The sequence below is a fragment of the Paenirhodobacter sp. YD-8 genome, assembly GCF_056590935.1.
The window spans coordinates 1309671-1330990 of record NZ_CM152649.1; the positions used below are offsets into that span (position 1 = coordinate 1309671).

General features: G+C 69.3%; 21 protein-coding genes. 10 read left to right on the top strand and 11 right to left on the bottom strand.

The window, feature by feature from the left end; all coding sequences use genetic code 11:
- The first annotated feature begins 29 nt into the window (after positions 1-29).
- The 10 genes from AC0QTQ_RS06425 (at position 30) to AC0QTQ_RS06470 (ending at position 8800) form a co-directional block, all read left to right on the top strand.
- On the top strand, positions 30-1166 hold the full coding sequence (locus AC0QTQ_RS06425; RefSeq protein WP_480258769.1) for an aminomethyl transferase family protein: 1137 nt from the start codon (positions 30-32) through the stop codon (positions 1164-1166).
- A 59-nt stretch (positions 1167-1225) separates the two neighbouring features.
- On the top strand, positions 1226-1828 hold the full coding sequence (locus tag AC0QTQ_RS06430; protein WP_121533881.1) for a dimethylamine monooxygenase subunit DmmA family protein: 603 nt from the start codon (positions 1226-1228) through the stop codon (positions 1826-1828).
- Positions 1825-2772, top strand: a complete 948-nt coding sequence (locus AC0QTQ_RS06435) for a PDR/VanB family oxidoreductase (protein ID WP_480258770.1) — start codon at positions 1825-1827, stop codon at positions 2770-2772. The genes AC0QTQ_RS06430 and AC0QTQ_RS06435 overlap by 4 nt, the downstream gene beginning before the upstream one ends.
- A gap of 9 nt (positions 2773-2781) precedes the next feature.
- Positions 2782-3822 carry a heme-dependent oxidative N-demethylase family protein gene (locus AC0QTQ_RS06440; RefSeq protein WP_480258771.1) on the top strand — a complete coding sequence of 347 codons (1041 nt, stop codon included), beginning with the start codon at positions 2782-2784 and terminating at the stop codon, positions 3820-3822.
- Positions 3823-3983: 161 nt separating this feature from the next.
- Complete coding sequence (gene fabI, locus AC0QTQ_RS06445) at positions 3984-4748, top strand: enoyl-ACP reductase FabI (RefSeq protein ID WP_480258772.1); 765 nt, start codon at positions 3984-3986, stop codon at positions 4746-4748.
- Positions 4749-5001: 253 nt separating this feature from the next.
- The gene (locus AC0QTQ_RS06450) at positions 5002-5505 is read left to right on the top strand and encodes a type III secretion system chaperone family protein (protein ID WP_121533999.1); all 504 of its coding nucleotides are present in this window, start codon (positions 5002-5004) and stop codon (positions 5503-5505) included.
- Between the two features lie 26 nt (positions 5506-5531).
- Complete coding sequence (proC, locus tag AC0QTQ_RS06455; protein ID WP_480258773.1) at positions 5532-6344, top strand: pyrroline-5-carboxylate reductase; 813 nt, start codon at positions 5532-5534, stop codon at positions 6342-6344.
- Entirely contained in the window at positions 6341-6676 is a 336-nt protein-coding gene (locus tag AC0QTQ_RS06460) for a tRNA-binding protein (RefSeq protein ID WP_480258774.1), read from the top strand. The genes proC and AC0QTQ_RS06460 overlap by 4 nt, the downstream gene beginning before the upstream one ends.
- Complete coding sequence (locus tag AC0QTQ_RS06465; RefSeq protein ID WP_480258775.1) at positions 6676-7623, top strand: 2-hydroxyacid dehydrogenase; 948 nt, start codon at positions 6676-6678, stop codon at positions 7621-7623. Before AC0QTQ_RS06460 ends, AC0QTQ_RS06465 begins: the two co-directional genes overlap by 1 nt.
- A 55-nt stretch (positions 7624-7678) precedes the next feature.
- Entirely contained in the window at positions 7679-8800 is a 1122-nt protein-coding gene (locus tag AC0QTQ_RS06470) for a beta-ketoacyl-ACP synthase III (RefSeq protein ID WP_480258776.1), read from the top strand.
- A gap of 106 nt (positions 8801-8906) precedes the next feature.
- Here AC0QTQ_RS06470 and AC0QTQ_RS06475 read toward each other — a convergent pair whose 3' ends face one another.
- The 11 genes from AC0QTQ_RS06475 to AC0QTQ_RS06525 all read right to left on the bottom strand — a co-directional run bounded on the left by AC0QTQ_RS06475 (position 8907) and on the right by AC0QTQ_RS06525 (position 21215).
- Positions 8907-9506 carry a thymidine kinase gene (locus AC0QTQ_RS06475; protein WP_480258777.1) on the bottom strand — a complete coding sequence of 200 codons (600 nt, stop codon included), beginning with the start codon at positions 9504-9506 and terminating at the stop codon, positions 8907-8909.
- A 266-nt stretch (positions 9507-9772) separates the two neighbouring features.
- Positions 9773-11095 carry a DEAD/DEAH box helicase gene (locus AC0QTQ_RS06480; RefSeq protein ID WP_480258778.1) on the bottom strand — a complete coding sequence of 441 codons (1323 nt, stop codon included), beginning with the start codon at positions 11093-11095 and terminating at the stop codon, positions 9773-9775.
- A gap of 237 nt (positions 11096-11332) precedes the next feature.
- The gene (gene dtd, locus AC0QTQ_RS06485; protein ID WP_121533892.1) at positions 11333-11782 is read right to left on the bottom strand and encodes a D-aminoacyl-tRNA deacylase; all 450 of its coding nucleotides are present in this window, start codon (positions 11780-11782) and stop codon (positions 11333-11335) included.
- Positions 11779-12702 carry a carbohydrate kinase family protein gene (locus tag AC0QTQ_RS06490; protein WP_480258779.1) on the bottom strand — a complete coding sequence of 308 codons (924 nt, stop codon included), beginning with the start codon at positions 12700-12702 and terminating at the stop codon, positions 11779-11781. Before AC0QTQ_RS06490 ends, dtd begins: the two co-directional genes overlap by 4 nt.
- Before the next feature lie 15 nt (positions 12703-12717).
- On the bottom strand, positions 12718-13842 hold the full coding sequence (locus AC0QTQ_RS06495; protein ID WP_480258780.1) for a TFIIB-type zinc ribbon-containing protein: 1125 nt from the start codon (positions 13840-13842) through the stop codon (positions 12718-12720).
- Positions 13843-13849: 7 nt separating this feature from the next.
- Positions 13850-15001, bottom strand: a complete 1152-nt coding sequence (locus tag AC0QTQ_RS06500) for an SPFH domain-containing protein (protein WP_480258781.1) — start codon at positions 14999-15001, stop codon at positions 13850-13852.
- Positions 15002-15015: 14 nt separating this feature from the next.
- Positions 15016-15969 carry a DUF2927 domain-containing protein gene (locus AC0QTQ_RS06505; RefSeq protein ID WP_480258782.1) on the bottom strand — a complete coding sequence of 318 codons (954 nt, stop codon included), beginning with the start codon at positions 15967-15969 and terminating at the stop codon, positions 15016-15018.
- Between the two features lie 43 nt (positions 15970-16012).
- Positions 16013-17179 carry a toxic anion resistance protein gene (locus tag AC0QTQ_RS06510; protein WP_480258783.1) on the bottom strand — a complete coding sequence of 389 codons (1167 nt, stop codon included), beginning with the start codon at positions 17177-17179 and terminating at the stop codon, positions 16013-16015.
- Positions 17180-17206: 27 nt separating this feature from the next.
- Positions 17207-17887 (bottom strand): hypothetical protein, encoded by a 681-nt coding sequence (locus AC0QTQ_RS06515; protein WP_480258784.1) that lies wholly within the window; start codon positions 17885-17887, stop codon positions 17207-17209.
- A gap of 145 nt (positions 17888-18032) precedes the next feature.
- The gene (locus AC0QTQ_RS06520) at positions 18033-18953 is read right to left on the bottom strand and encodes a 5-bromo-4-chloroindolyl phosphate hydrolysis family protein (protein ID WP_480258785.1); all 921 of its coding nucleotides are present in this window, start codon (positions 18951-18953) and stop codon (positions 18033-18035) included.
- 234 nt (positions 18954-19187) lie between these two features.
- On the bottom strand, positions 19188-21215 hold the full coding sequence (locus tag AC0QTQ_RS06525; protein ID WP_480258786.1) for a pseudouridine synthase: 2028 nt from the start codon (positions 21213-21215) through the stop codon (positions 19188-19190).
- Positions 21216-21320: the final 105 nt, after the last annotated feature.

Below are 21320 nucleotides of genomic sequence, written 5' to 3' on the forward strand. Positions count from 1 at the left end.
CGACTGACGAACCCCCAGGGAGACAGGGAATGACCGCATCTTGGAGATTTTCGACGCTGGCCGACCGGCACCGCGCGCTGGGCTCGGCGCTGGAAGACTGGAGCGGCATGGGCACCGCCTGGTCCTATGACGGCGATCCGCTCGCCGAATACATGGCGATCCGGACGAAGGCCGGGCTGATGGATGTCTCGGGCCTGAAGAAGGTCCATATCACCGGGCCGGCGGCCTCCCACGTCATCGACCGCGCCACCACGCGCAACGTCGAGAAGCTGATGCCGGGCCGCGCCGTCTATGCCTGCATGCTCAACGACGCGGGCAAGTTCGTCGACGACTGCGTGATCTACCGCACCGCGCCGAACGCCTTCATGGTGGTGCATGGCTCGGGTCAGGGTTTCGAGCAGCTGACGATGGCCGCGACCGGCCGCGACGTCTCGATCCGCTTCGACGACAACCTGCATGACCTGTCGCTGCAAGGCCCGCTTGCCGTCGATTTCCTCGAGAAATACGTGCCGGGCATCCGTAATCTCAATTATTTCAGCCACATGGGCACCTCGCTTTTCGGCGTGCCGGCGATGATCGCGCGCACCGGCTACACCGGCGAGCGCGGCTATGAGCTTTTCGTGCGCGGCCAGGACGCGCCGATGATCTGGGACCGCATCCTCGAAGAGGGCGCGGCGATGGGCATCATCCCCTGCCGCTTCACCACGCTCGACCTGCTGCGCACCGAGAGCTACCTGCTGTTCTTCCCCTATGACAATTCGGAAATGTATCCGTTCGAGGACGCGCCCTGCGGCGACACGCTCTGGGAGCTGGGTCTCGATTTCACCGTCTCGCCCGGCAAGACCGGTTTCCGCGGCGCCGAGGAGCATTACCGCCTCAAGGGCAAGGAGCGCTTCAAGATCTGGGGCCTCAAGCTCGAGGGCAAGGTGCCCCCCGAGAACGGCGCGCCGGTCTTGAAGGACGGGGTCAAGATCGGCGTCGTGACTCAGGCGATGTATTCGCCGCTCAACGACTGGACCGTCGCCATCGCCCGCCTGCCGGTCGATTGCGCGGTCGAGGGGATGCCCCTCACCGTCGCCAGCACCGAGGCCGGCACGATCGGCGCCACCACCTCGCCGATGCCCTTCTTCGACATCGAGAAGAAGCGCCGCACCGCCAAGGGCTGACGCGAAACGGGCAGGGGCGGCAGCAGACCGCCCCACCCAGACCCAACAGGAACCATGCCATGCCGCGCACCGAATTCTCCCCCTCGATCACCTCGCGTCCGGTCTATCCCGGGCTCACCCCGCAGGGCGCCACCCCGGCGATCATGCTCGCCGAAGGGCCGGGCGCCGAGGCGATCCTCGACCTCGCCGCGCTCGATGCCTCGGTGATGGATCTTGCGCATCTGATCTATATCCCCGCCGGCCATGACGCGGGGCCCCGCCTCGCCGCGCTTGGCGCGAAGATGTATCGCGAGGCGCCGAGCTATGCCTCCGCGCTCGAGCGCTATCGCAAGGCGCTTGCCGATGCCCGGATGGGCACGACGCTTTACCTCGCCGGCTCCGAGGGGATGATCGGTCAGGCCGTGGCCGAGGCGCTCGCCGCCGGCCTGCCGCCCGAGGCGATCCAGACCGAGCACCGCGGCACGATCGCGCGCCGGATGCAATGCGTCCACTGCAAGGGCGTGACCGAGAATGTCACCACCGACCCCTTCGTATGCAGCCATTGCGGCCTCACTCTCTTCGTGCGCGACCATTTCTCGCGCCGCCTCGGTGCCTTTCAGGGCGTCTGCGTCGATGCCGAAACCCCCGGCATCGTGCCCGCCGTGCAGGAGATCAAACCATGACCAGCCGCATGCTGCGCGTGAGCGCGATCGAGAAGCTTTCGCCCCTCGTCACCCGCTTCCGGTTCGAAGACCCGGAGGGGGCGCTGCTGCCGCTCTTTTCCGGCGGGGCGCATGTGGTCGTCGAAATGCCCGATGCGGGCGTGCTGCGCCGCAACGCCTATTCGCTGATCTCCGATCCGATGGACGGTTCGGGCTATGAGATTGCCGTGCGGCGCGAGGACGGCGGCCGCGGCGGTTCGAAATTCATGCACACGCAGGTCGCCGTGGGCGATCTGATGCGCATTTCCGCGCCGGTGAACCTCTTCTCGCTCGATCTGCGCGCGAAGAAACATGTGATGATCGCCGGCGGCATCGGCATCACGCCGTTTCTGGCCCAGCTCAAGCAGCTCGCCCGGCTGCAGATGCCCTTCGAGCTGCACTATGCCGCGCGGAGCCGGGCCGAGGCCGCGGGGCTCGCGCTGCTGCCTGCCTCGCCGCAGGTGCATGTGCACATCTCGGAGGAGGGTAACCGGATGGACCTGGGCGCCATTCTGGGCAGCCAGCCGCTTGGCACCCATGTCTATACCTGCGGCCCCGAGGGGCTGATCGAGGCGGTGGCCGAGACCGGCGCGCGGCTCGGCTGGCCGAGGACGACGCTGCATTCCGAGGTCTTCATGGCGCCGCCGCCCGGCGCGCCCTTCGAGGTGACGCTGGCGAAGACCGGCAAGGTGGTCACCGTGGGCCCGCACCAGAGCCTGCTCGAGGCGCTGGAACAGGCCGAGGTCGAGGTGCAGTGGATGTGCCGCGGCGGCGCCTGCGGGCGTTGCGAGACCGGGGTGCATGCCTGTCACGGCACGATCGAGCACCACGACCACTGGCTGAGCGACGACGAGCGCGCGAGCCGGACGAAGATCATGCCCTGCGTTTCGCGCTTCACCGGCGAAACCCTCGTTCTCGACCTCTAGGAGGCACGGATGACCATCCAGTTCCACGACGAAACCTTCCGCGACGACTACACCTTCCACAACTCGCCCGAGGGGGTGCGGCGCTTCCCGTTCCCCTTCGATCAGGACAGCTACATGTATTCGGTCAACCTCGAGCCGCACGCGGGCGGCAAGGCCGGATCGCCCTTTGAAAAACGCTTCGACGTCGACGAGCATTACGTCGCCGAGATGCGCGACCGGGCGATCACGCTGGCCGAAGACCCGCTGCGCTGTCAGTCGCTGGCGCATATGGAACTCGCCGGCTGGGATTTCCTCGAACTGGTGATGGTCTCGAAATCCGAGGATTACCCCGAGCTCTTCACGCTCAACCGCGACGGCGACCGCTGGCACTGGATCAACCGCCCGCTCGGGATCGAGCAGCGCTTCACCTTCCTCGATGCCACCACGCTGCCTTGCGGGCCGATGGAATACATCACCCGCCAGACCCAGGGCGATCATGCGCTCCTTGACCAGCGCGACGGCAACCTGTGGATGGATGCCGGCATGGTGACAAGCCAGGCCGACTGGTCGCTCGATTTCGACATCGGCATGAACTTCTTCGAGTGGCATGCGCCGGTGCCGAAGGCGCATGAGATGGGGGTGTTCCAGCGCGCGCTGAAGTTCCTTCTGAACCTGCAGCAGGGCGCGCCGGTGCGGCGGCTGAACTGGACGATGACGGTCAATCCGCGCCTCGACACCAGCCCCGAGAACTACCACAAATGGGGCCCCGAGAAGCGCACCGTCGCGGCCGATAACGTCGGTGCGAAACAGTATCTGCGGGTCGAGCTGCAGACGCTGTGGCGGCTGCCGCGCTCGAACGCCATCGCCTTCCCGATCCGCTGCTATCTGTGCTCGCTCGAGGATATCGTGACGGTGCCGAAATGGGGCCGCCGGCTGCACCGGGTGCTGCGCGACCTGCCCAATGAGCTGGCCGAATACAAGGGCTTCGCGGTGAACCGGCCGACCATCGTCGACTATCTCGCGCCCTTCGACGACGGCGCGCCGACCTCGCCGGGCATCTTCCCCGACTGACCCGGGGCAGGGGCCCCGGCGGGGCCCCGCCGCCTGGCCGTGGAGTTTTTGCCACGCTCTTTCGCAGTTGCAGCGAGAACCTTTCTGCAACGCAGAAAAGTCCGGGCGGGGCGCGTGAAACCCTGCTAAGACTCGGGTGCACCTGAACTCATGGAGGCACCATGTTCTCGCTGAAGGGACAGAAGATTCTCGTTGTCGGCATCGCCAACGACCATTCCATCGCCTATGGCTGCGCCCGCGCCTTCCGCGAACAGGGGGCGGATCTGGCCGTCACCTGGCTCAACGCCAAGGCCGAACCGCATGTCCGGCCGCTCGCCGAATCGCTCGGCGCCGAGATCATGATGCCGCTCGACGTCACCGTGCCGGGCGAGCTGGAAGCGGTCTACGAGGAAATCGGCAAACGCTGGGGCAAGGTCGACACGATCCTGCATTCGATCGCCTTCGCGCCGAAGGCCGACCTGCACGGCCGGGTCATCGACTGCTCCGCCGAGGGCTTCGGCAAGGCGATGGACGTCTCGGTGCATTCCTTCCTGCGGATGATCCGTCTGGCCGAACCGCTGATGCCCGAGGGCGGCACCTGCCTGTCGGTCTCGTTCTTCGGCTCGTCGCGCGTCGTGCAGCACTACAACATCATGGGCCCGGTGAAGGCCGCGCTCGAAAGCACGGTGCGCTATGCCGCGGCCGAGCTTGGCGAGAAGGGCATCCGCGTGCATGCGCTCTCGCCCGGACCGCTCGCCACCCGCGCCGCCTCGGGCATCGACCAGTTCGACAGCCTGCTGGCCGAGGCGACCGAGCGCGCGCCGACCCATGTGCTGACCACGATCGATGACGTCGGCGCGATGGCGGCCTTCCTCGCCGCGCCCGAGGCGAAGAACCTCACCGGCGGCATCCACGACATCGACGGCGGCTATTCGATCACCGCCTGAGCGCACCGTCCGCGCCTCGACCGGCATCGGGCCCGCCCGGTGCCGGTTTCGCATTTCTGCTCCTTTCCCGGTGGTTGTCCCCAGATATCGTGTCGGCAGGGGCAGTTATCCACGACAAATTGCTTTACAGGGGCCAGATCCCGCCGCACGATATCTTGTAGGGGTCGTGCGCTGCCACGCCGATCCTTGTGGATAGATCGAATCCTAGGGAAACATCCCGGGATCTGCACGAAACGCGTTGGGGGGTATCGGCATGGCACTGATCGAGGACTATCTCGGCGTCGAGGACATCCACCCGATCGACGTGGTGGAAACGCTGGCCGAGGCCCATGAATGGGATTTCGACCGCGTCGCCGATGACCAGATCGCGATGATGGTCGAGGGGCAGTGGCGCAGCTATTCGCTCACCCTCGCCTGGTCGGCGCAGGACGAGGTGCTGCGGCTGCTGTGCACCTTCGAGATCGACCCGCCCGCGGCGCGCGAGGGCGCGCTTTACGATCTGCTCAACCGCATCAACGATCAGTGCTGGACCGGCGCCTTCACCTTCTGGCGCGAGCAGAAGCTGATGGTGTGGCGCTATGGCCTGGTGCTGTCTGGCGGCCAGATCGCGGGGCCGGCGCAGATCGACCGGATGATCGGCGCCGCGGTCAGCGTCTCGGAACGCTTCTACCCGGCGATGCAGCTTGCCTGCTGGGGCGACGAGACCCCCGAAGCGGCGCTGAAGGTCGCCATTGCAGAGGCCTACGGCCGCGCCTAAGCTCTCCCCCGCAAAGGGGAAATGCGATGGACTTTTCGACGATTGAGGCACGCGGTCTGGTTCTTCTGGGCTGCGGCAAGATGGGCTCGGCGCTGCTTGCCGGCTGGCTGCGCGGCGGGCTGAGCCCGAGCGCGGTGCATGTGATCGACCCGCACCCGTCCGACTGGCTGATCGGCACGGGCGTGGCGGTGAACGGGCCGCTGCCCGGGGCGCCGGCGGTGGTGCTGGTCGCGGTCAAGCCGCAGATGATGGGCGCGGCGCTGCCGCAGCTGACGGCGATGGGGGGCGGGCGCACGCTCTTCGTCTCGATCGCCGCGGGCACGACGATTGCCACCTTCGAGGGGGTTCTGGGCGCCGGCACCCGGCTGGTGCGCGCGATGCCGAACACGCCGGCCGCGATCGGCCGCGGCATCACCGCGATCGTCGGCAACACTCAGGCCTCCGCCGCCGATCTCGACATGGCCGAGGGGCTGTTGTCGGCCGTCGGTCAGGTGGTGCGGCTCGATGCCGAAAGCCAGATCGACGCGGTGACGGCGGTGTCGGGCTCGGGCCCGGCCTATGTCTTCCACCTGATCGAGGCGCTCGCCGCCGCGGCCGAGGCCGAGGGGCTGTCGCCCGAGCTGTCGATGCGGCTCGCCAAGGCCACCGTCGGCGGCGCCGGCCAGCTGGCCGAGGATGCGGCCGAAAGCCCCGCGCAGCTGCGCGTCAACGTGACCAGCCCGGGCGGCACCACCGCCGCCGCGCTTGCCGTGCTGATGGATGCCGAGACCGGCTTCCCGGCGCTTCTGAAACGTGCGGTCAAGGCCGCCGCCGACCGCGGACGGGAGCTTGGCAAGTGACGATCAGTTTCGACGATTTCCTCAAGGTCGACATCCGTGTCGGCCGCATCACCGCCGCCGAGACCTTCCCGCAGGCGCGCAAGCCCGCCTACAAGCTGACCATCGACTTCGGTCCCGAGATCGGCACCAAGCGCTCCTCGGCGCAGATCACCAAGCATTACACGCCCGAGGAGCTGGTGGGCCGGCAGGTGATGGCGGTGGTGAACTTCCCGCCGCGCCAGATCGGCCCCTTCATGTCCGAGGTGCTGACGCTCGGCGTGTCCGACGAGAGCGGCGAGGTGGTGCTGATCGGTCCCGGTCAGGACGTGCCGATCGGCGGAAGGCTCTACTGATGAAGCTGCTCGTCACCCGTGCCCTCACCCCGGCTGTCGAGGCGCGGGTGCGCGCGGAGTTTCCCGACGCGACCTTCCGCAACGGCGCCGCCCCGATGACCGAGGCCGAGGCGGCCGCGGCGCTGGCCACCCATGACGCGCTTCTGGTGACGCTGGGCGATCAGGTCCGCGGTGCGGCCTTCGCCGGTCCGCTGCGCGCGAAGATCGTGGCGAACTTCGGCGTGGGCTATAACCATATCGACGCGGCGGCGGCGAAGGCGCACGGGATCACCGTGACCAACACCCCGGGCGCGGTGACCGACGCCACCGCCGATATCGCGCTGACGCTGCTCCTGATGAGCGCGCGCCGCGCCGGGGCGGGGGAGCGCTTCGTGCGTTCGGGCGCCTGGACCGGCTGGACGCCCACCCAGTTCCTCGGTCATCACGTCACCGGCAAGCGCGTCGGCATCGTCGGGCTCGGTCGGATCGGCAAAGCGATCGCGCGGCGCTGCCATTACGGCTTCGACATGGAGGTGGTGTTCCACAACCGCTCGACCGTGACCGAGCCGGGGCTGCCGGCGCGGCAGGTGCCGCTTCACGAGCTGCTGGCGATCTCCGATTTCGTGGTGATCGCGGTGCCCGCGACGCCGCAGACGCATCACCTGATCGGGGCGGCGGAACTCGCGCGGATGCAGCCCCATGCGCATCTCGTCAACATCGCCCGCGGCGACATCGTCGACGAGGCGGCGCTGATCGCGGCGCTCGAGGGCGGGCAGATCGCCGGGGCGGGGCTTGATGTCTTCGAGCGCGAGCCCTTCGTGCCCGCGGCGCTGCGCGCGCTCGACTGCGTCACGCTGCTGCCGCATCTTGGCACCGCGGCGCTTGAGGTGCGCGATGCCATGGGCTTCATGGCGCTTGCCAATCTGACCGCCTTCCGTGACGGCAAGGTGCCGCCGAACGCGGTCTGACCCTTGACCCCCGGCGCGGTTCGCAAGACTGTGCCGCGACTTTCGAGAGGACCAGATGTTCACCCCTGCGATCACCGGAACCGGGGTCTTCACCCCGCCAGAGACCATCACCAACGACGAGCTGGTCGCCGCCTTCAACGCCTATGCCGACCGCTACAACGCCGAGCATGCGGCCGAGATCGCGGCGGGCACGCTTGCGGCCAAGGATCATTCCTCGTCCGAGTTCATCTTCAAGGCCTCGGGCATCGAGAGCCGCTATGTGATGGACAAGACGGGCGTTCTCGACCCCGCGCGGATGTATCCGCAGCTGCGCCAGCGCAGCGACGACGAGCCCGGGATCATGGCCGAGATGGCGCTCGAGGCCTGCGCCAAGGCCCTTGCCGCCGCCGGACGCGAGGGCAGCGAGGTCGATCTGGTGATCTGCGCCGCCTCGAACATGGAACGCGCCTATCCCGCCATCGCGATCGAGATCCAGAAGCTTCTGGGCGCCTCGGGCTTTGCCTTCGACATGAACGTGGCCTGCTCCTCGGCCACCTTCGGCATCCAGGCCGCGGCCGACATGATCCGCACCGGCTCGGTGCGGCGCGCGCTGGTGGTGAACCCCGAGATCACCTCGGGCCATCTCGAATGGCGCGATCGCGACTGCCATTTCATCTTCGGCGATGTCGCGACCGCGACGCTGATCGAGCGGCGCGACGAGGCGAAGGCCGGCGGCTTCGAGATCCGCTCGAGCCGCTGCGCCACCGAGTTCTCGAACAACATCCGCAACAACAACGGCTTTTTGCGCCGCACCCGGCCCGACGGGCTGGCCGACCGGCGCGACATGCAGTTCATGCAGGAGGGCCGCAAGGTCTTCAAGGAAGTGCTGCCGATGGTCTGCGCCCATATCCTTGGCCATCTGGCCGAGGAAGGGCTCGAGCCCGCGGCGCTGCGCCGGCTCTGGCTGCATCAGGCGAACAAGACGATGAACGACTTCATCGGCCGCAAGGTGCTGGGCCGCGATCCGGCACCCGGCGAGCAGCCGAACATCTTGCAGGAATATGCCAACACCTCCTCGGCCGGCTCGATCATCGCCTTCGACCGCTTCTCGGGCGATTTCGCGCCGGGCGAGACCGGGCTGATCTGCTCCTTCGGGGCGGGGTATTCCGTCGGCTCGGTGATCGTCGAGAAGTTCTGAGACCGCGCGCGGCCGGGGGCGAAGCATGCCTCCGGCGCAAGGACCTGGGCAAGGAAAGGCCCGGGGGCAAAAGAACCGTCCCCTGGCTTTTCCTTGGCCTGAAGACTCACTCTTCCGCGGGGCCGGGGGCTTCTTCCATCGCCTCGCGCCAATGGCGGCGGCACAGGCTGACATAGGTCTCGTTGCCGCCGATCTGCACCTGTGCGCCCTCGCGCAGCGCGCGCCCGTCGGGCCCCATGCGCACCACCATCGTCGCCTTCTTGCCGCAATGGCAGATCGTGCGCACCTCGCGCATCTCGTCGGCGAGCGCCAGCAGCGCCGCCGAGCCCGGGAAGAGCACGCCGCGGAAGTCGACGCGCAGCCCGTAGCACATCACCGGCACACCGAGATCGTCGACCACGCGGGCCAGCTGCCAGACCTGGGCGGGGGTCAGGAACTGTGCCTCGTCGACGAAGATGCAGGCGCAGGGGCCCAGGGCCAGCCGCGCCGCGATCAGCGCCGCCATGTCGGTCTCGGGGGTGAAGGTCGCGGCCCCGGCGTCGATGCCGATGCGGCTTGCGATCCGTCCCTCGCCCGCGCGCGCGTCGATCTGCGCGGTGACGAGGAAGGTCTGCATGCCGCGCTCGATGTAATTGTAGGACGCCTGCAGCAGGAGCGTGCTCTTGCCGGCGTTCATCGTCGAGTAGTGGAAGTAGAGCTTGGCCATGGTGCCCCATAGCGCGCCGGGCGGTTTCGGGCAAGTCGCGGGACGCCCCCCGACGGTCAGGTCGGTCCGAGGACGTCGTCCGGTCCCGCCGCGAGGGCATGATCCAAACCGATGCCGCGACGTCGGCACTCCCACGCCCGCCGTGGCGGGAGCTGTCTGTGCGCCAAATCCCCGAGCCGCAGGTGCTGCAGACGGGGCTGCCCGACCTCGGGGGCGAGACCGTGCGCTGACACGGTCCCGTCCAGAAGGTCAGGGGGCGGTGCGGCTCAGGCCGCGGTGCCGCCCTTGCTGCCCTGGGTGCGCCGGCGCGGCCGGGCGGCACCGCCGGCGGCGGCCTTCGCGGGGTTCGCGCGGGCCGGGTTCGCCTTCGGCGCACCGCCCTGCGCGGGCTTCGGGCCGCGGCCGCGATGCGGCTTCTTGTTGCCACCCGGGCGCGTGGGCGTCGGCGCCGCCACCGGGATGTGGGGCTCGCCGCCGATCACCGGGATGCGCGCGCCCATGGCCTTTTCGATCGCGCGCAGCTCGTCCATCTCCATCGGTCCGCAGAAGGCGACGGCGCGGCCATTGCGGCCGGCGCGCGCGGTGCGGCCGATGCGGTGGACATAGTTCTCGGGCACGTTCGGCAGGTCGTAGTTGTAGACATGCGCGACCTCGGGAATGTCGAGCCCGCGGGCGGCGACATCGGTCGCGATCAGCAGCTTCACCTCGCCGGCGCGGAAGGCGCTCAGCGCCCGCTCGCGCGCGTTCTGCGACTTGTTGCCGTGGATCGCGGCGACCGAGAAGCCCCACTTGTCCATCAGCGTCGCCAGCTTGTCGGAGCCGTGCTTGGTGCGGTTGAACACCACCGCCAGCTCGCCCGGATGCTTGGCGACATATTCGGCCAGAAGTGCGGCCTTCTCGCCCTGTGTGGTGAAGTGCACGCCCTGGTCGATCTTCTCGGCGGCCTTGCCGGGGGGCGCGACCTCGACCCGCACCGGGTCCTGCAGATAGCTCTGCGCCAGCTCTTCCATCAGCTTCGGCATGGTGGCCGAGAACAGCATCGTCTGCCGGTCCTCGGGGATCAGCCGCGCGATGCGGCGCAGCGCGTGGATGAAGCCGATGTCGAGCATCTGGTCGGCCTCGTCGAGGACGAGATATTTCGTTTCCGACAGCACCAGCGCGCGGCGCTCGAGCAGGTCGAGAAGCCGGCCGGGGGTGGCGATCAGCACGTCGGTGCCCTTGGCGAGCTTTTCCGACTGCACGTTGATCGAGGCGCCGCCGACGACGCGCTGGATGCGCACCGGCGCACCCGCGGCGAAGGCCGAGAGGTTGTCATGGATCTGCGTCGCCAGTTCGCGCGTCGGCGCCAGAACGAGGGCGCGCACGGTCTTCGGCGCCGGGCGCTTGCCATAGGCGATGATGCGGGTCAGCATCGGCAGGCCGAAGGCCGCGGTCTTGCCGGTGCCGGTCTGGGCGATACCCAGCAGGTCACGGCCGCGCACGATGTGCGGAATGCCCTGTTCCTGGATCGGCGTCGGCTTCACCAGGCCGAGGCCCGCGAGGTTCTGCAGAAGGATCGGCGCGAGGCCGAGGTTTTCGAAGCTTTCCAAAAGTCTGTCTTTCCTGGCACCAATGGGTGCGAAAAATCGGTCTGGCCGGACGCGAGGTCCGGCAGGCGGGCGGGCGCGGACAGATCTGTCCGCTGGCCCCCCGCGTGATTGTGAGGCCGGGTGTCCGCCCTTGCGCCGGTCGGGCACAAGGCCCGGGGATGCGCGGCTGCTCACGCGGCAGCGGTTGCGGATGTTCGCCAGATGGGCGCTGCGGCGCGGAAAGTCAAGGAAAACCGCTCAGGCGCGGTCGGCGGTGTCCATCCAGATCGTCACCGGCCCGTCGTTGAGCAGGCTCACCGCCATGTCTGCGCCGAACTCGCCGTTCCCGACCGGCAGGCCAAGACCGCGCAGCGCGGCGCTGAAATGCTCGTAAAGCCGGTTGCCGATCTCGGGCGGGGCGGCGGTGGAAAAGCCCGGGCGGTTGCCGCGCGAGGTGTCGGCGGCCAGCGTGAACTGGCTGACCACCAGACAGGCGCCACCGATATCGGTGACCGAGCGGTTCATCTTGTCTGCCTCGTCGCGGAAGATCCGCAGCTTGGCGATGCGCGCGGCCAGTTTCTCGGCCTCGGCCTCGCCATCGCCCTGCATCGCGCAGACGAGGATCAGAAGCCCCGGTCCGATCTCGCCGGTGATCCGGCCCTCGACCTCGACCTTGGCGTGGCGCACACGCTGGATCAGTGCTCTCATTCCAGGTCCTCCTTCCACGGCGGGTTCGCCCCCGCGCGGGAGACGGTGATGGCGGCGGCGGCGCTGCCAAGGCGCAGACAGGCCTCGAGCACGGCGCCATCGGCCGCGGCGACTGCCTGCTTCGACACCAGCCCGGCGCGGTCAAGCGCGGCCAGGACACCGGCGTTGAAGGTGTCGCCGGCGCCGACCGTGTCGACGACCGCAACCTGTTGCGCCGGCACGAAGATCGTCTGGGTCGCGCTGAAGCCATGGGCGCCGCGCGCGCCCTCGGTGATGAAGACAAGCTTCGGCCCGCGGGCCAGGATCGCGCGGGCGCGCGGCTCGATTGCGCCGGGGCCGGTGAGCCAGTCCAGATCCTCGTCCGAGAGCTTGACGATATCGGCGGCGGCGATCATCCGGCCGATGCGGGCGCGATAGGCCTCCTCGTCGCGGATGAAGCCCGGGCGGATGTTCGGGTCGAGCATGGTCGGATGGCCGGGCGCGGCGCGCAGCATCAGCGCCTCATAGGCCGCGGCGCAGGGTTCGACGGCAAGAGAGATGCCGCCGAAGAAGAGCGCGCGCAGGTCGCGGGGCAGGGCGGGCAGGTCGGCGGGCGACAGCATCCGCCCCGCCGTGCCCTCGTCATAGAAGGCATAGCGCGCCTGACCGTCCACCAGCGTCACGAAAGCGAGCGTCGTGGGGCGATCCGAGCGCGCCGCAAGCGCCGCGTCGACGCCCGAGGCGGTCAGCGCGTCGCGCAGCATCTGCCCGAAGAGATCGGTCGAGAGCCCCGAGAAGAAAGAGGTCTTCACGCCAAGCCGGCCAAGCGCCAGCGCGGTGTTGAAGACCGCGCCGCCCGGATAGGGCGCAAAGGCCGGCTCGCCGCGCGTGCTTTCACGCGGCAACATGTCGATCAGCGCCTCGCCGCAACACAGGATCATCTTGCGCCTTCCCCGTCAGCCATTCTGCTTCTGATAGAGATAGGCCAGCCCCGCCGCGACGATCAGCCCGAAAACGACCGCAATCGCGATCTTCCACGGCGACCATGGCCGGTCGCCGCGCACCGCGCCGGTCTGGGCGTTGACGACGAAGCGGAAAGAGCGGCCCTGGAACTTGTAGGCCGCGGTCCAGACCGGCAGCAGGATGTGCTTGAAGGTCTCGGCCGAGAAGCTCGGGTCGAGGCTGGCGATGCGCTGTTCGTCGCCGCCGATGTCGCGGCGCACGTCGGACTGGATCACCCGCAGCATCTCGGCCTGGGCGAGGTGGTGGCCCTCGATCAGCTCGACGGTATAGCCCTCGGCCGAGAGCCCGGCGAGGTAGTCGGGGCTGTAGGGCACGAGGCCGGTCAGATCCCAGGGGCTGAGCCCGTCGACATGGCCCGCAGGCAGCGAGCGGGCGGCATAGATCAGCACATCGTCGAAATCGCGCGCGACCTGGCCCGCGACCGGGGTCCAGCGGATGTGGCGGATCTGCTCGGTCCGGGTCTCGGGGCGGCCGTCGACCATCACCGTGACCTGCCGCGTCTCGTACCAGGCATCGCCGCGCGCGCCGGTGTAGCGGGTGCGGGTGGCGGCGTCGAAGGTCCAGAAGGGGGCATAGACCCCGGTCATCTTGCGTCCGCGCCGGGCGTATTGCGCCAGGCCCGAGGGCGCGAACCACAGGCTGCCCAGCCAGCGGCCAAGGGCGGCGCGCGCCTCTGCCTCGGTCAGCCGGAACGGGATCAGGCCTTGCGGCCGGATCAGCCGCTTGCTGCCGCTGTCGGTGACGACCGGGGTCGCGCAGAACGGGCATTGCGTGGCGTGTTCGGGCCCCGTCAGCTCGATCGAGGCGCCGCAGTTCGGGCAGGAAAGGGTGCGGTGCTCCTCGAGCTCCTCGATCGGCAGATCGGCGCGCAACCCGGCCTCGAGCGGCAGCTCGTGCAGCACCGAGGCGCCGCGGCCGGTGGCGCGGGGGATGTCCTGGACATGGCCGCAATGGTCGCACACCAGCCGCTCCTGCCCGGGGGCGAAGCGCAGGTCCGCGCCGCAGGCCTCGCAGGGGAAGTGCTGCTCGGCCTGCGCCTGCCGCAAGGGGGCGGTCATGCGCGCCTCACTGTGCCGGCGGCGGGGGCGGCGGCGCGATGGTGAAGAGCTGCGCAAGCTCGGTGATCTCGCCCGCGGGCTTCCAGCCGTCCTGCCCCGGGGTCCAGACCAGCGTGTCACGGCTGAAGCTGCCCTCGCTCACCATCCGGCCCAGATGGCCGCGGCCGTAGGGGCCCTGGGTCTGTCCGTTCACCGCAAGGTGCCAGACCTTCTCGACCGGCGGGGGCGGGGGCGGCGCCATCGCGGCGGGCTGGGCCATCTGTGCCGCCGCGGGCACCGTGCCCCAGGGGCCCGCCATCGTCTGTCCGGCCATCGTCTGCCCCATCGCCATGCCCATGCCGGCGCCGAGACCCGCGCCCATGGCAGCCCCCATGCCGGCCGCCGCGCCCGAGCCCTGCTGTGCCATCGCCTCGGCCGCGTTGAACTGCATGTACCTGTTCAGATCGCCGACGATCCCCATCGAGGTGCGCTTGTCGAGCGCCGCCTCGACCGCCTCGGGGAGCGAGATGTTCTCGATGTAGAACTCGGGCGTCGAGAGGCCGTAATTCGCCACCACCGGCTCGATCGCCTTGACCACCAGCTTGCCCAGATCGGCGGTGTTCGCCGCCATGTCGAGCACCGGGATCGACGAGGCCGCCACCGCGCGCGAGAATTCCTGCACGATGACGTTGCGGATCTGGAACGAGATCTCGTCCGAGGTGAATTCGCCATCCGTGCCGACGATCTCGGCCATGAATTTCGCCGGGTCGGTGACGCGCATCGAATAGGTGCCGAAGGCGCGCAGCCGCACCGGGCCGAATTCCGGATCGCGGCAGATCACCGGGTTCTTCGTGCCCCATTTCAGGTCGTTGAACCGGGTGGTGTTGACGAAATAGATCTCGGACTTGAACGGCGAGCTGAAGCCGTGGTCCCAGTGCTGCAGCGTGGTCAGCACCGGCATGTTGTTGGTCTCGAGCTGATAAAGCCCGGGGCCGAAGACATCGGCGATCTGGCCCTCATGCACGAAGACCGCGGCCTGGCCCTCGCGCACGGTCAGCTTGGCGCCATACTTGATCGCGTGGTCATAGCGCTCGAACCGCCACACCATGGTGTCGCGGGTGTCGTCGGTCCAGGCGATGACGTCGATGAATTCGCCGGTGAGAAAGTCGAGAATGCCCATCTGGCCCTCCTTGGTCAGGCGTCCGGTCCCATCAGCTCGGATGCGATGATTTCGACGATCGGCCGCGCCTCGGCCTCGGTCATGCCGGGGCGCAGGCGCGGGTCATAGAGGATCTGCAACAGCAGCTCGTCATGGCGGGTGAGCAGCGCGAATTCCTCGTCGTCGTTGAAGATCGAGGGGCGCGCGCGCGGATAGTCGTTGGCAAGGCCGAGGCCCTGCGACAGTTCCTCGTGGATGCACGAGAGCCGCAGGTCGCGCGGATGCTCGGCGCGGATCACCGCCACCGCGCGCGAATAGTTCGGCGCCGCCCCTTCCGAGAAGGCGAAGACCACGCAGAAGGTCGAGGGCGAAAGGTCGGTGATCGCCGAGACCGAGGCCGCGTCGATCCCTGGCACCAGCTCGCGCAGCCGCGGCGCCAGGGCGCGACGCTCGTCCTCGTTCACCACCAGCACCGAGAAGTTGCCGCCCGCCGGCACCATGGAGACCGGATGGCGGCTCGCCCGCGCGAGCTGCCCGGCATAGGCCGAGATCGAGGCGTCGTCGGTGGCGCGCTGCGCCAGCGGCACCGAGGCGCCGTATTCGACCGACATCCGCACCGGCTCTTCCCAGCGGCGCAGGCGGCTGGCCGTCTGGCTGGCGACGAAGGCGCCGCCGCGCTTCGCGTATTCGTCGTAAAGCGCGATGTGGATGAAGTCGTCGACCAGCCGGCGCGTGCCGAAGGGGGCGTCGCGCGGCGCCACGTCCTGGCGCATCAGCCCGCGGCCTTTCAGCGTCTTCTCGACCTGCAGATAATAGGCCTGCATCGCCCGGCTTTCCTGCGAGCGCGGCGCCACCACCGTGCCTTCGTCCCAGCGGCCGGGGGCGGGCAGGGGCGCGGGGGTGACGTCGGGGGCAAGCACCGGAGGCAGGTCCGGATAGGGCCGCACCGGGCCCTCGAAACAGCCCGCGAGCGCCGCACACAATGCCATCGCGCTGCCCGCGCGCAGAGTCCTTGCCGCCCGGTGCCGCATCTCAGCCCTTGTCCGTCGCCTGCGTCGCCCGCGCCGAGGATAGCGTCTCGCGCAGCTGGGTTTCCATTTCCGCGAGATCCTTCTCCGCCGCGGCGCGCTTGCGCTTGCCCTCGTCGGCGATGCGCAGGCTGTCCTCGATAGTGGCGATCAGCTCGCCATTGGCGGCCTTCACCGCCTCGATGTCGAAGATGCCGCGCTCCATCTCGGTGCGCACCGCGGCATTCGCCTCGCGCAGGTTCTTCGCATTCGCGGTGAGCAGCTCGTTGGTCAGGTCGGAGGCCTGTCTGACCGCCCGCGCCGCCTCGGCCGAGCGCTGGACCGTCACCGCCTGCGCAAGCTGCGTCTCCCACAGCGGCACGGTGTTGACGAGGGTCGAATTGATCTTCGTCACCAGGGACTTGTCGTTTTCCTGCACAAGCCGGATCGAGGGCAGGGACTGCATCGTCACCTGCCGCGTCAGCTTCAGGTCATGCACGCGCCGTTCGAGATCGTCGCGCGCGGCGCGCAGGTCGCGCAGCTCCTGCGCGCGCAGCACCTTCTGTTCCTCGGGCGCGGCCTCGACCTCGGCCGCCTTCGCCGGGATCACCGTCGCGTCGACCTGCTTGAGCTTCTCCTCGCCCGCGGCGATGAAGAGCGCGAGTTCGTCATAGAAGCCGAGCGTCTTGGCATAGAGAAGGTCAAGCGCCTTCACGTCCTTGAGCAGCTTCGTCTCGTGGCCGAGCAGCTCGTCGGTGATCCGGTCGATCTGGGTCTGCACCGCCTCGTAGCGGGCCAGGAACTGCGCGAAGGGCGCGGCGCGGCCGGTCAGCCGTTCCCACCAGCTCTGCTTGCGCCGCACGTCGAGCTCGGAGACGGAAAAGCCGCGAAGGGTGGTGACGATCGCGCTCAGGCTGTCGCCCGCGGGGCCGACGTCCTTGTTCTTCACGTCGGCCAGCATCTCCTGGCTGACCGCCTGCAGGTCGTTCTGGGCCCGCGAGCCGAAATACATGATCGAGCTGCTGTCGCCGAGATCGATCTCGGCCATGCGCGCGCGGATCTCCTCGGCCACCGGGGCCGGGGCCGCGCCGAGGGCCACCATCTCCTTGCCGGGGTCGGCAAGCACGGTCTGCGCCACGGTCTCGATCTCGGCCACGGCCTGGGCGGCCTTCTCACGCACGGTCTCGGTCATACACACCCCCGGTTTGCGGGGGCGGGGTCAGCTGTGCCCCAACTCGCCCGCCAGTGACACCCCGGATTCGCCCGAACGCCAGGCCGTGCGAATCCCGTACACGCAAGCCAGCGCCTCGCCCGTCAGTCGTTCGAGCGTGTCGCAATAGCTGCCGAGCGCATATTCGTCCGGCGCGTCGGCAAGGACAACCGAAAGTTTCCCGGTGGCGGTTTCCAGCGTATCGAGACCCCGCGTCAGGTGCGGGCGGACCAGGGCATGGGCCTCGGGACGCAGGGCAAGTTCGCTTTGCAGCCGGTTCAGCGCCGCACCGTATTCGGCGAAGGCGGGCAGCAGCTCGGGCGCACGGTCGCGCAGGAAGCGGTGCAGCAGGTCAAGGCGCTGCTTCGTCGCGCACAGCAGTGCGGGCACCGGGTCGGCGGCCTCCTCCGGCGCGGGGGGCTGCGGCGCGCGACGGCGCGGCAGGCGCGCGCGCAGATAGCGCGCGAGGCGGTCGAATTCCTCGCCGGCGAGCGGGGCAAGGCGCACGATCGCGCGGCGCGTGGGCTGATGCAGGGCAATGGCGACCAGTGCCGCGGGCAGGGCGACGAAGATCAGCCCGGTCTGCACGAAGGAGCGCAGGGTCTCGAGGACGGAGGCCTGTTCCTCGGCGGTGACGACATGGGCGAACAGGAAGACGGCACTCAGAAGGGCCGCAGTACGCAAAAGCATGAGGGGGCGGGAATTGCGCATCGGGGGCCTCGGTCTTCGGATCGGGCCCAGGGTCGTGTCGAAGCGGGGCAGATTTGTGGCCCGCTCGTGGCCCGGGGGGGGAATTCACCCCAGGGTTGCGAAACGCAGCGTTTCCGATTCGGGGTCAATCTCCGGTCGGGCCAGAGCCGCCGGACGGACGGGTCACGCCCTCGCGTGCAAGACGGTCGCGCAGCACCTCGATCTCGATGTCGAGCCCCTCGCGCCCGCCGGCGATCAGGCTGCGGGTGCGGGCGGTGAAATTCGCCTCGAGATCGTCGAGCAGGGCCTCGTAATCGCGGCGCGCCTGCGCGTCGCGGGTGGCGGCCCAGAGATCGGCGAACTTGACCGTCGCGTCGCGCGCCCCCTCGAGATAGACGCCCATGTAGCGGCGCGCGGCGCTCAGGTCGCCGGGGTCTTCCTCGACGGCGCGGAAGAGTTCGCGCGCGGTGGCGGCGAAGCGCTCGATGCGGGCGCTCAGCAGTGCGTCCTGTGCCCGCACGATCGCCGCGCGCATCGCGGCAAGGTGCTTTTCGCCCTCGGCGACGACGCGGGCGACACGGTCCTGCTGGAACGGGTCGATGCCCTCCATGCCCTTGTCGCGCATCGGGTCGGGGCCGAAGGCCAGAAGCGCCAGTCCGGCGCCGATCACGCCGATCACCGCGGCGCCCGCGACCCCGGCAGCCGGGGCCGCGAGCGCGAGACCGATGCCGCCGACGACGGCGCCAAGCGCCTTGCGCGGCAGGGCCGGGCGGCGGGCGACGCGGCGCGCCTCCCAGGCGGCCTCGGCGCGCAGCCCCTCGCGGATCAGCCAGGCACCGCCCGCGATCAGCGCGAAGGCGCCAAGATTGCGGGCCAGCCCCTCGGGCCCGTCGCCGAAGGCGCGCGGCAGCAGCGGCGCCGCGGCCGCGATCAGCCAGGTCGGGCGGCGCAAGAGCGGATGGCGGGGTTCGGAGGGCGCCTGCGGCACGCGGTCGGGCGCAACGCCCGGATAACCTTCGTCGGTCTTTGGCTGCGGGCTGTACTTGCCGCCGAAACGCTGGGCCATCTCAGACCGTCCCTTTCAGCGCGACCGAGAGGGTCAGCGCGAAGAGCAGCCAGAAGGCGATGGTTTGCACGGTCTTGCGCGACATGGAACCCCCGGGGTCTTGCCGGCGGGAACGGTCCCGCCCGGCCAGAGAGTAGGCATTCGCGCGCCCCGCTTCCAGTGCCAAGCGGCAGGGCGGGGGTGGGGAAAAGCCGGGCGGGCTTTCCCCCTTTCGGTTTGCGGGGACGGCTGGGCTCAGCCGCGCTTCGGGCCGGGGCGGCCGAAGGGCTTGCCGCCGGGCTTGCCGGCACCGCCATCGCGGTGGCTCTTGAAGCCCTCGGCGCGCGGCTTGCCCTTGCCGCCCTGGCTCTTGAAGCCATGCGACTTGAAGCCCGAGGATTTGCCCTCGCCGCCCTCGGGGCGCTTGCCGTAGCCGGGCTTGTCGCCATAGGAGCGCGGCTTGTCACCATAGGACGGACGGTCGCCCGAGCGGGGCTTGTCGCCGAAGGAACGCGGCTTGTCGCCATAGGACGGCCGGTCATCCGAGCGCGGCTTGTCGCCGAAGGACCGCGGCTTGTCGCCATAGGACGGCCGGTCGCCCGAACGGGGCTTGTCGCCATAGGACCGCGGCTTGTCGCCATAGGACGGACGGTCGCCCGAACGGGGCTTGTCGCCGAAGGAGCGCGGCTTGTCGCCATAGGACGGACGGTCGCCCGAGCGGGGCTTGTCACCGTAGGAGCGCGGCTTGTCGCCGTCGGACGGCCGGTCACCCGAGCGCGGCTTGTCACCGAAGGACCGCGGCTTGTCGCCATAGGACGGACGGTCGCCCGAGCGGGGCTTGTCACCGAAGGACCGCGGCTTGTCGCCATAGGACGGCCGGTCGCCCGAGCGGGGCTTGTCGCCATAGGACCGCGGCTTGTCACCGTAGGACGGACGGTCGCCCGAACGGGGCTTGTCGCCATAGGACGGCCGGTCATCCGAACGGGGCTTGTCGCCGAAGGAGCGCGGCTTGTCGCCATAGGACCGCGGCTTGTTACCGTAGGACGGACGGTCGCCCGAGCGGGCGGCATAGGGGCGCTTCTCGCCCTCGTCACGGGCCGGGCGCGGGCCGCGGCCGAATTTGCTCTCCTCGTCACGGTGCGAGCGGAAGCCCTCGCCGCGCGGCTTGAAGCCACGGCCTTCCTCGCCCGAACGCGGGCCGTAGGGGCGCTTGCCGCCCTCGGGGCGCGGGCCACGGTCGTCGCCGTCGCGGCGCGGACGGAAGCCTTCGCTGCGGTCCCCGTCGCGGGGACGGAACGGTTTGTCGCCCTCGGGGCGCGGGCCACGCGGAGCACCGCCCTGGGCGAAGTCCTTCTGCCGGCCGAAGCCCTTCTTCTCGGCCCCGTCCTCGCGGCGCGCAGCGAACGGGCGGCGCTCGCCGCCTTCCCCCTCTTCGCGGGCGCGGCGGGTGGCGCGGTGCTGGGCGCGCTCGATCAGCTCGGCGCGCGGCGGACGGCCATCCTCGGCGCCCGAGAACAACCGGTCGCCAAGCTGGTCGCGCAGCGTCTTGCGCTTCACTTCGATCACCTCGCCGGGCTGCATCTCGTTCAGCCGGAACGGGCCATAGCTGACCCGGATCAGCCGGTTCACCGTCAGCCCGATCTCGGTCATGGCGCGGCGGATCTCGCGGTTGCGGCCCTCGCGGATGCCCACGGTCAACCAGGCGTTCGCCCCCTGCTGGCGGTCGAGCGTGACCTCCATCGGCAGGAATTCCTCGCCCTCGATGGTGATGCCGCGGCGCAGCGGGTCGAAGGTGTCGTTCATCGGCCGGCCGTTGACGCGGACGCGATACTTGCGCAGCCAGGCGGTCTCGGGCAGCTCGAGCCGCCGCTTCAGCCCGCCGTCATTGGTCAGCAGCAACAGCCCTTCGGAGTTGAGGTCGAGCCGGCCGACGTTCAGCACCCGCGGCATGCCCTCGGGCAGCTCGTCGAAGATCGTGCGCCGGCCCTGTTCGTCCTTCTCGGTGGTGACGAGGCCGAGCGGCTTGTAATAGAGCCACAGCCGGGTTTCCTGCGGCGCGTCGATCGGCTTGCCGTCGATCACCACCTTGTCGGTGGGGGCAACATCGAGCGCGGGCGAGGTGACGGGCTTGCCGTTCACCGTGACGCGGCCGGCGAGGATCATCTTCTCGGCGTCGCGGCGCGAGGCGACGCCGGAGCGGGCGATCACCTTGGCGATGCGTTCCGAGGGGGCGCGTTCGGCTTCGCCGCCGGGCGCGGCGGAATTTTCGGGGGTATCGGTCATCGGAGCAGTCCTTCAACGGGAAACGGGGCGCGGAAGCCGCGGCCAAGGCGGCGCTCTACACCTTTCCGCGGCCCTTGCAAAGCATCTTGCGCGGGCCCGGTTTCA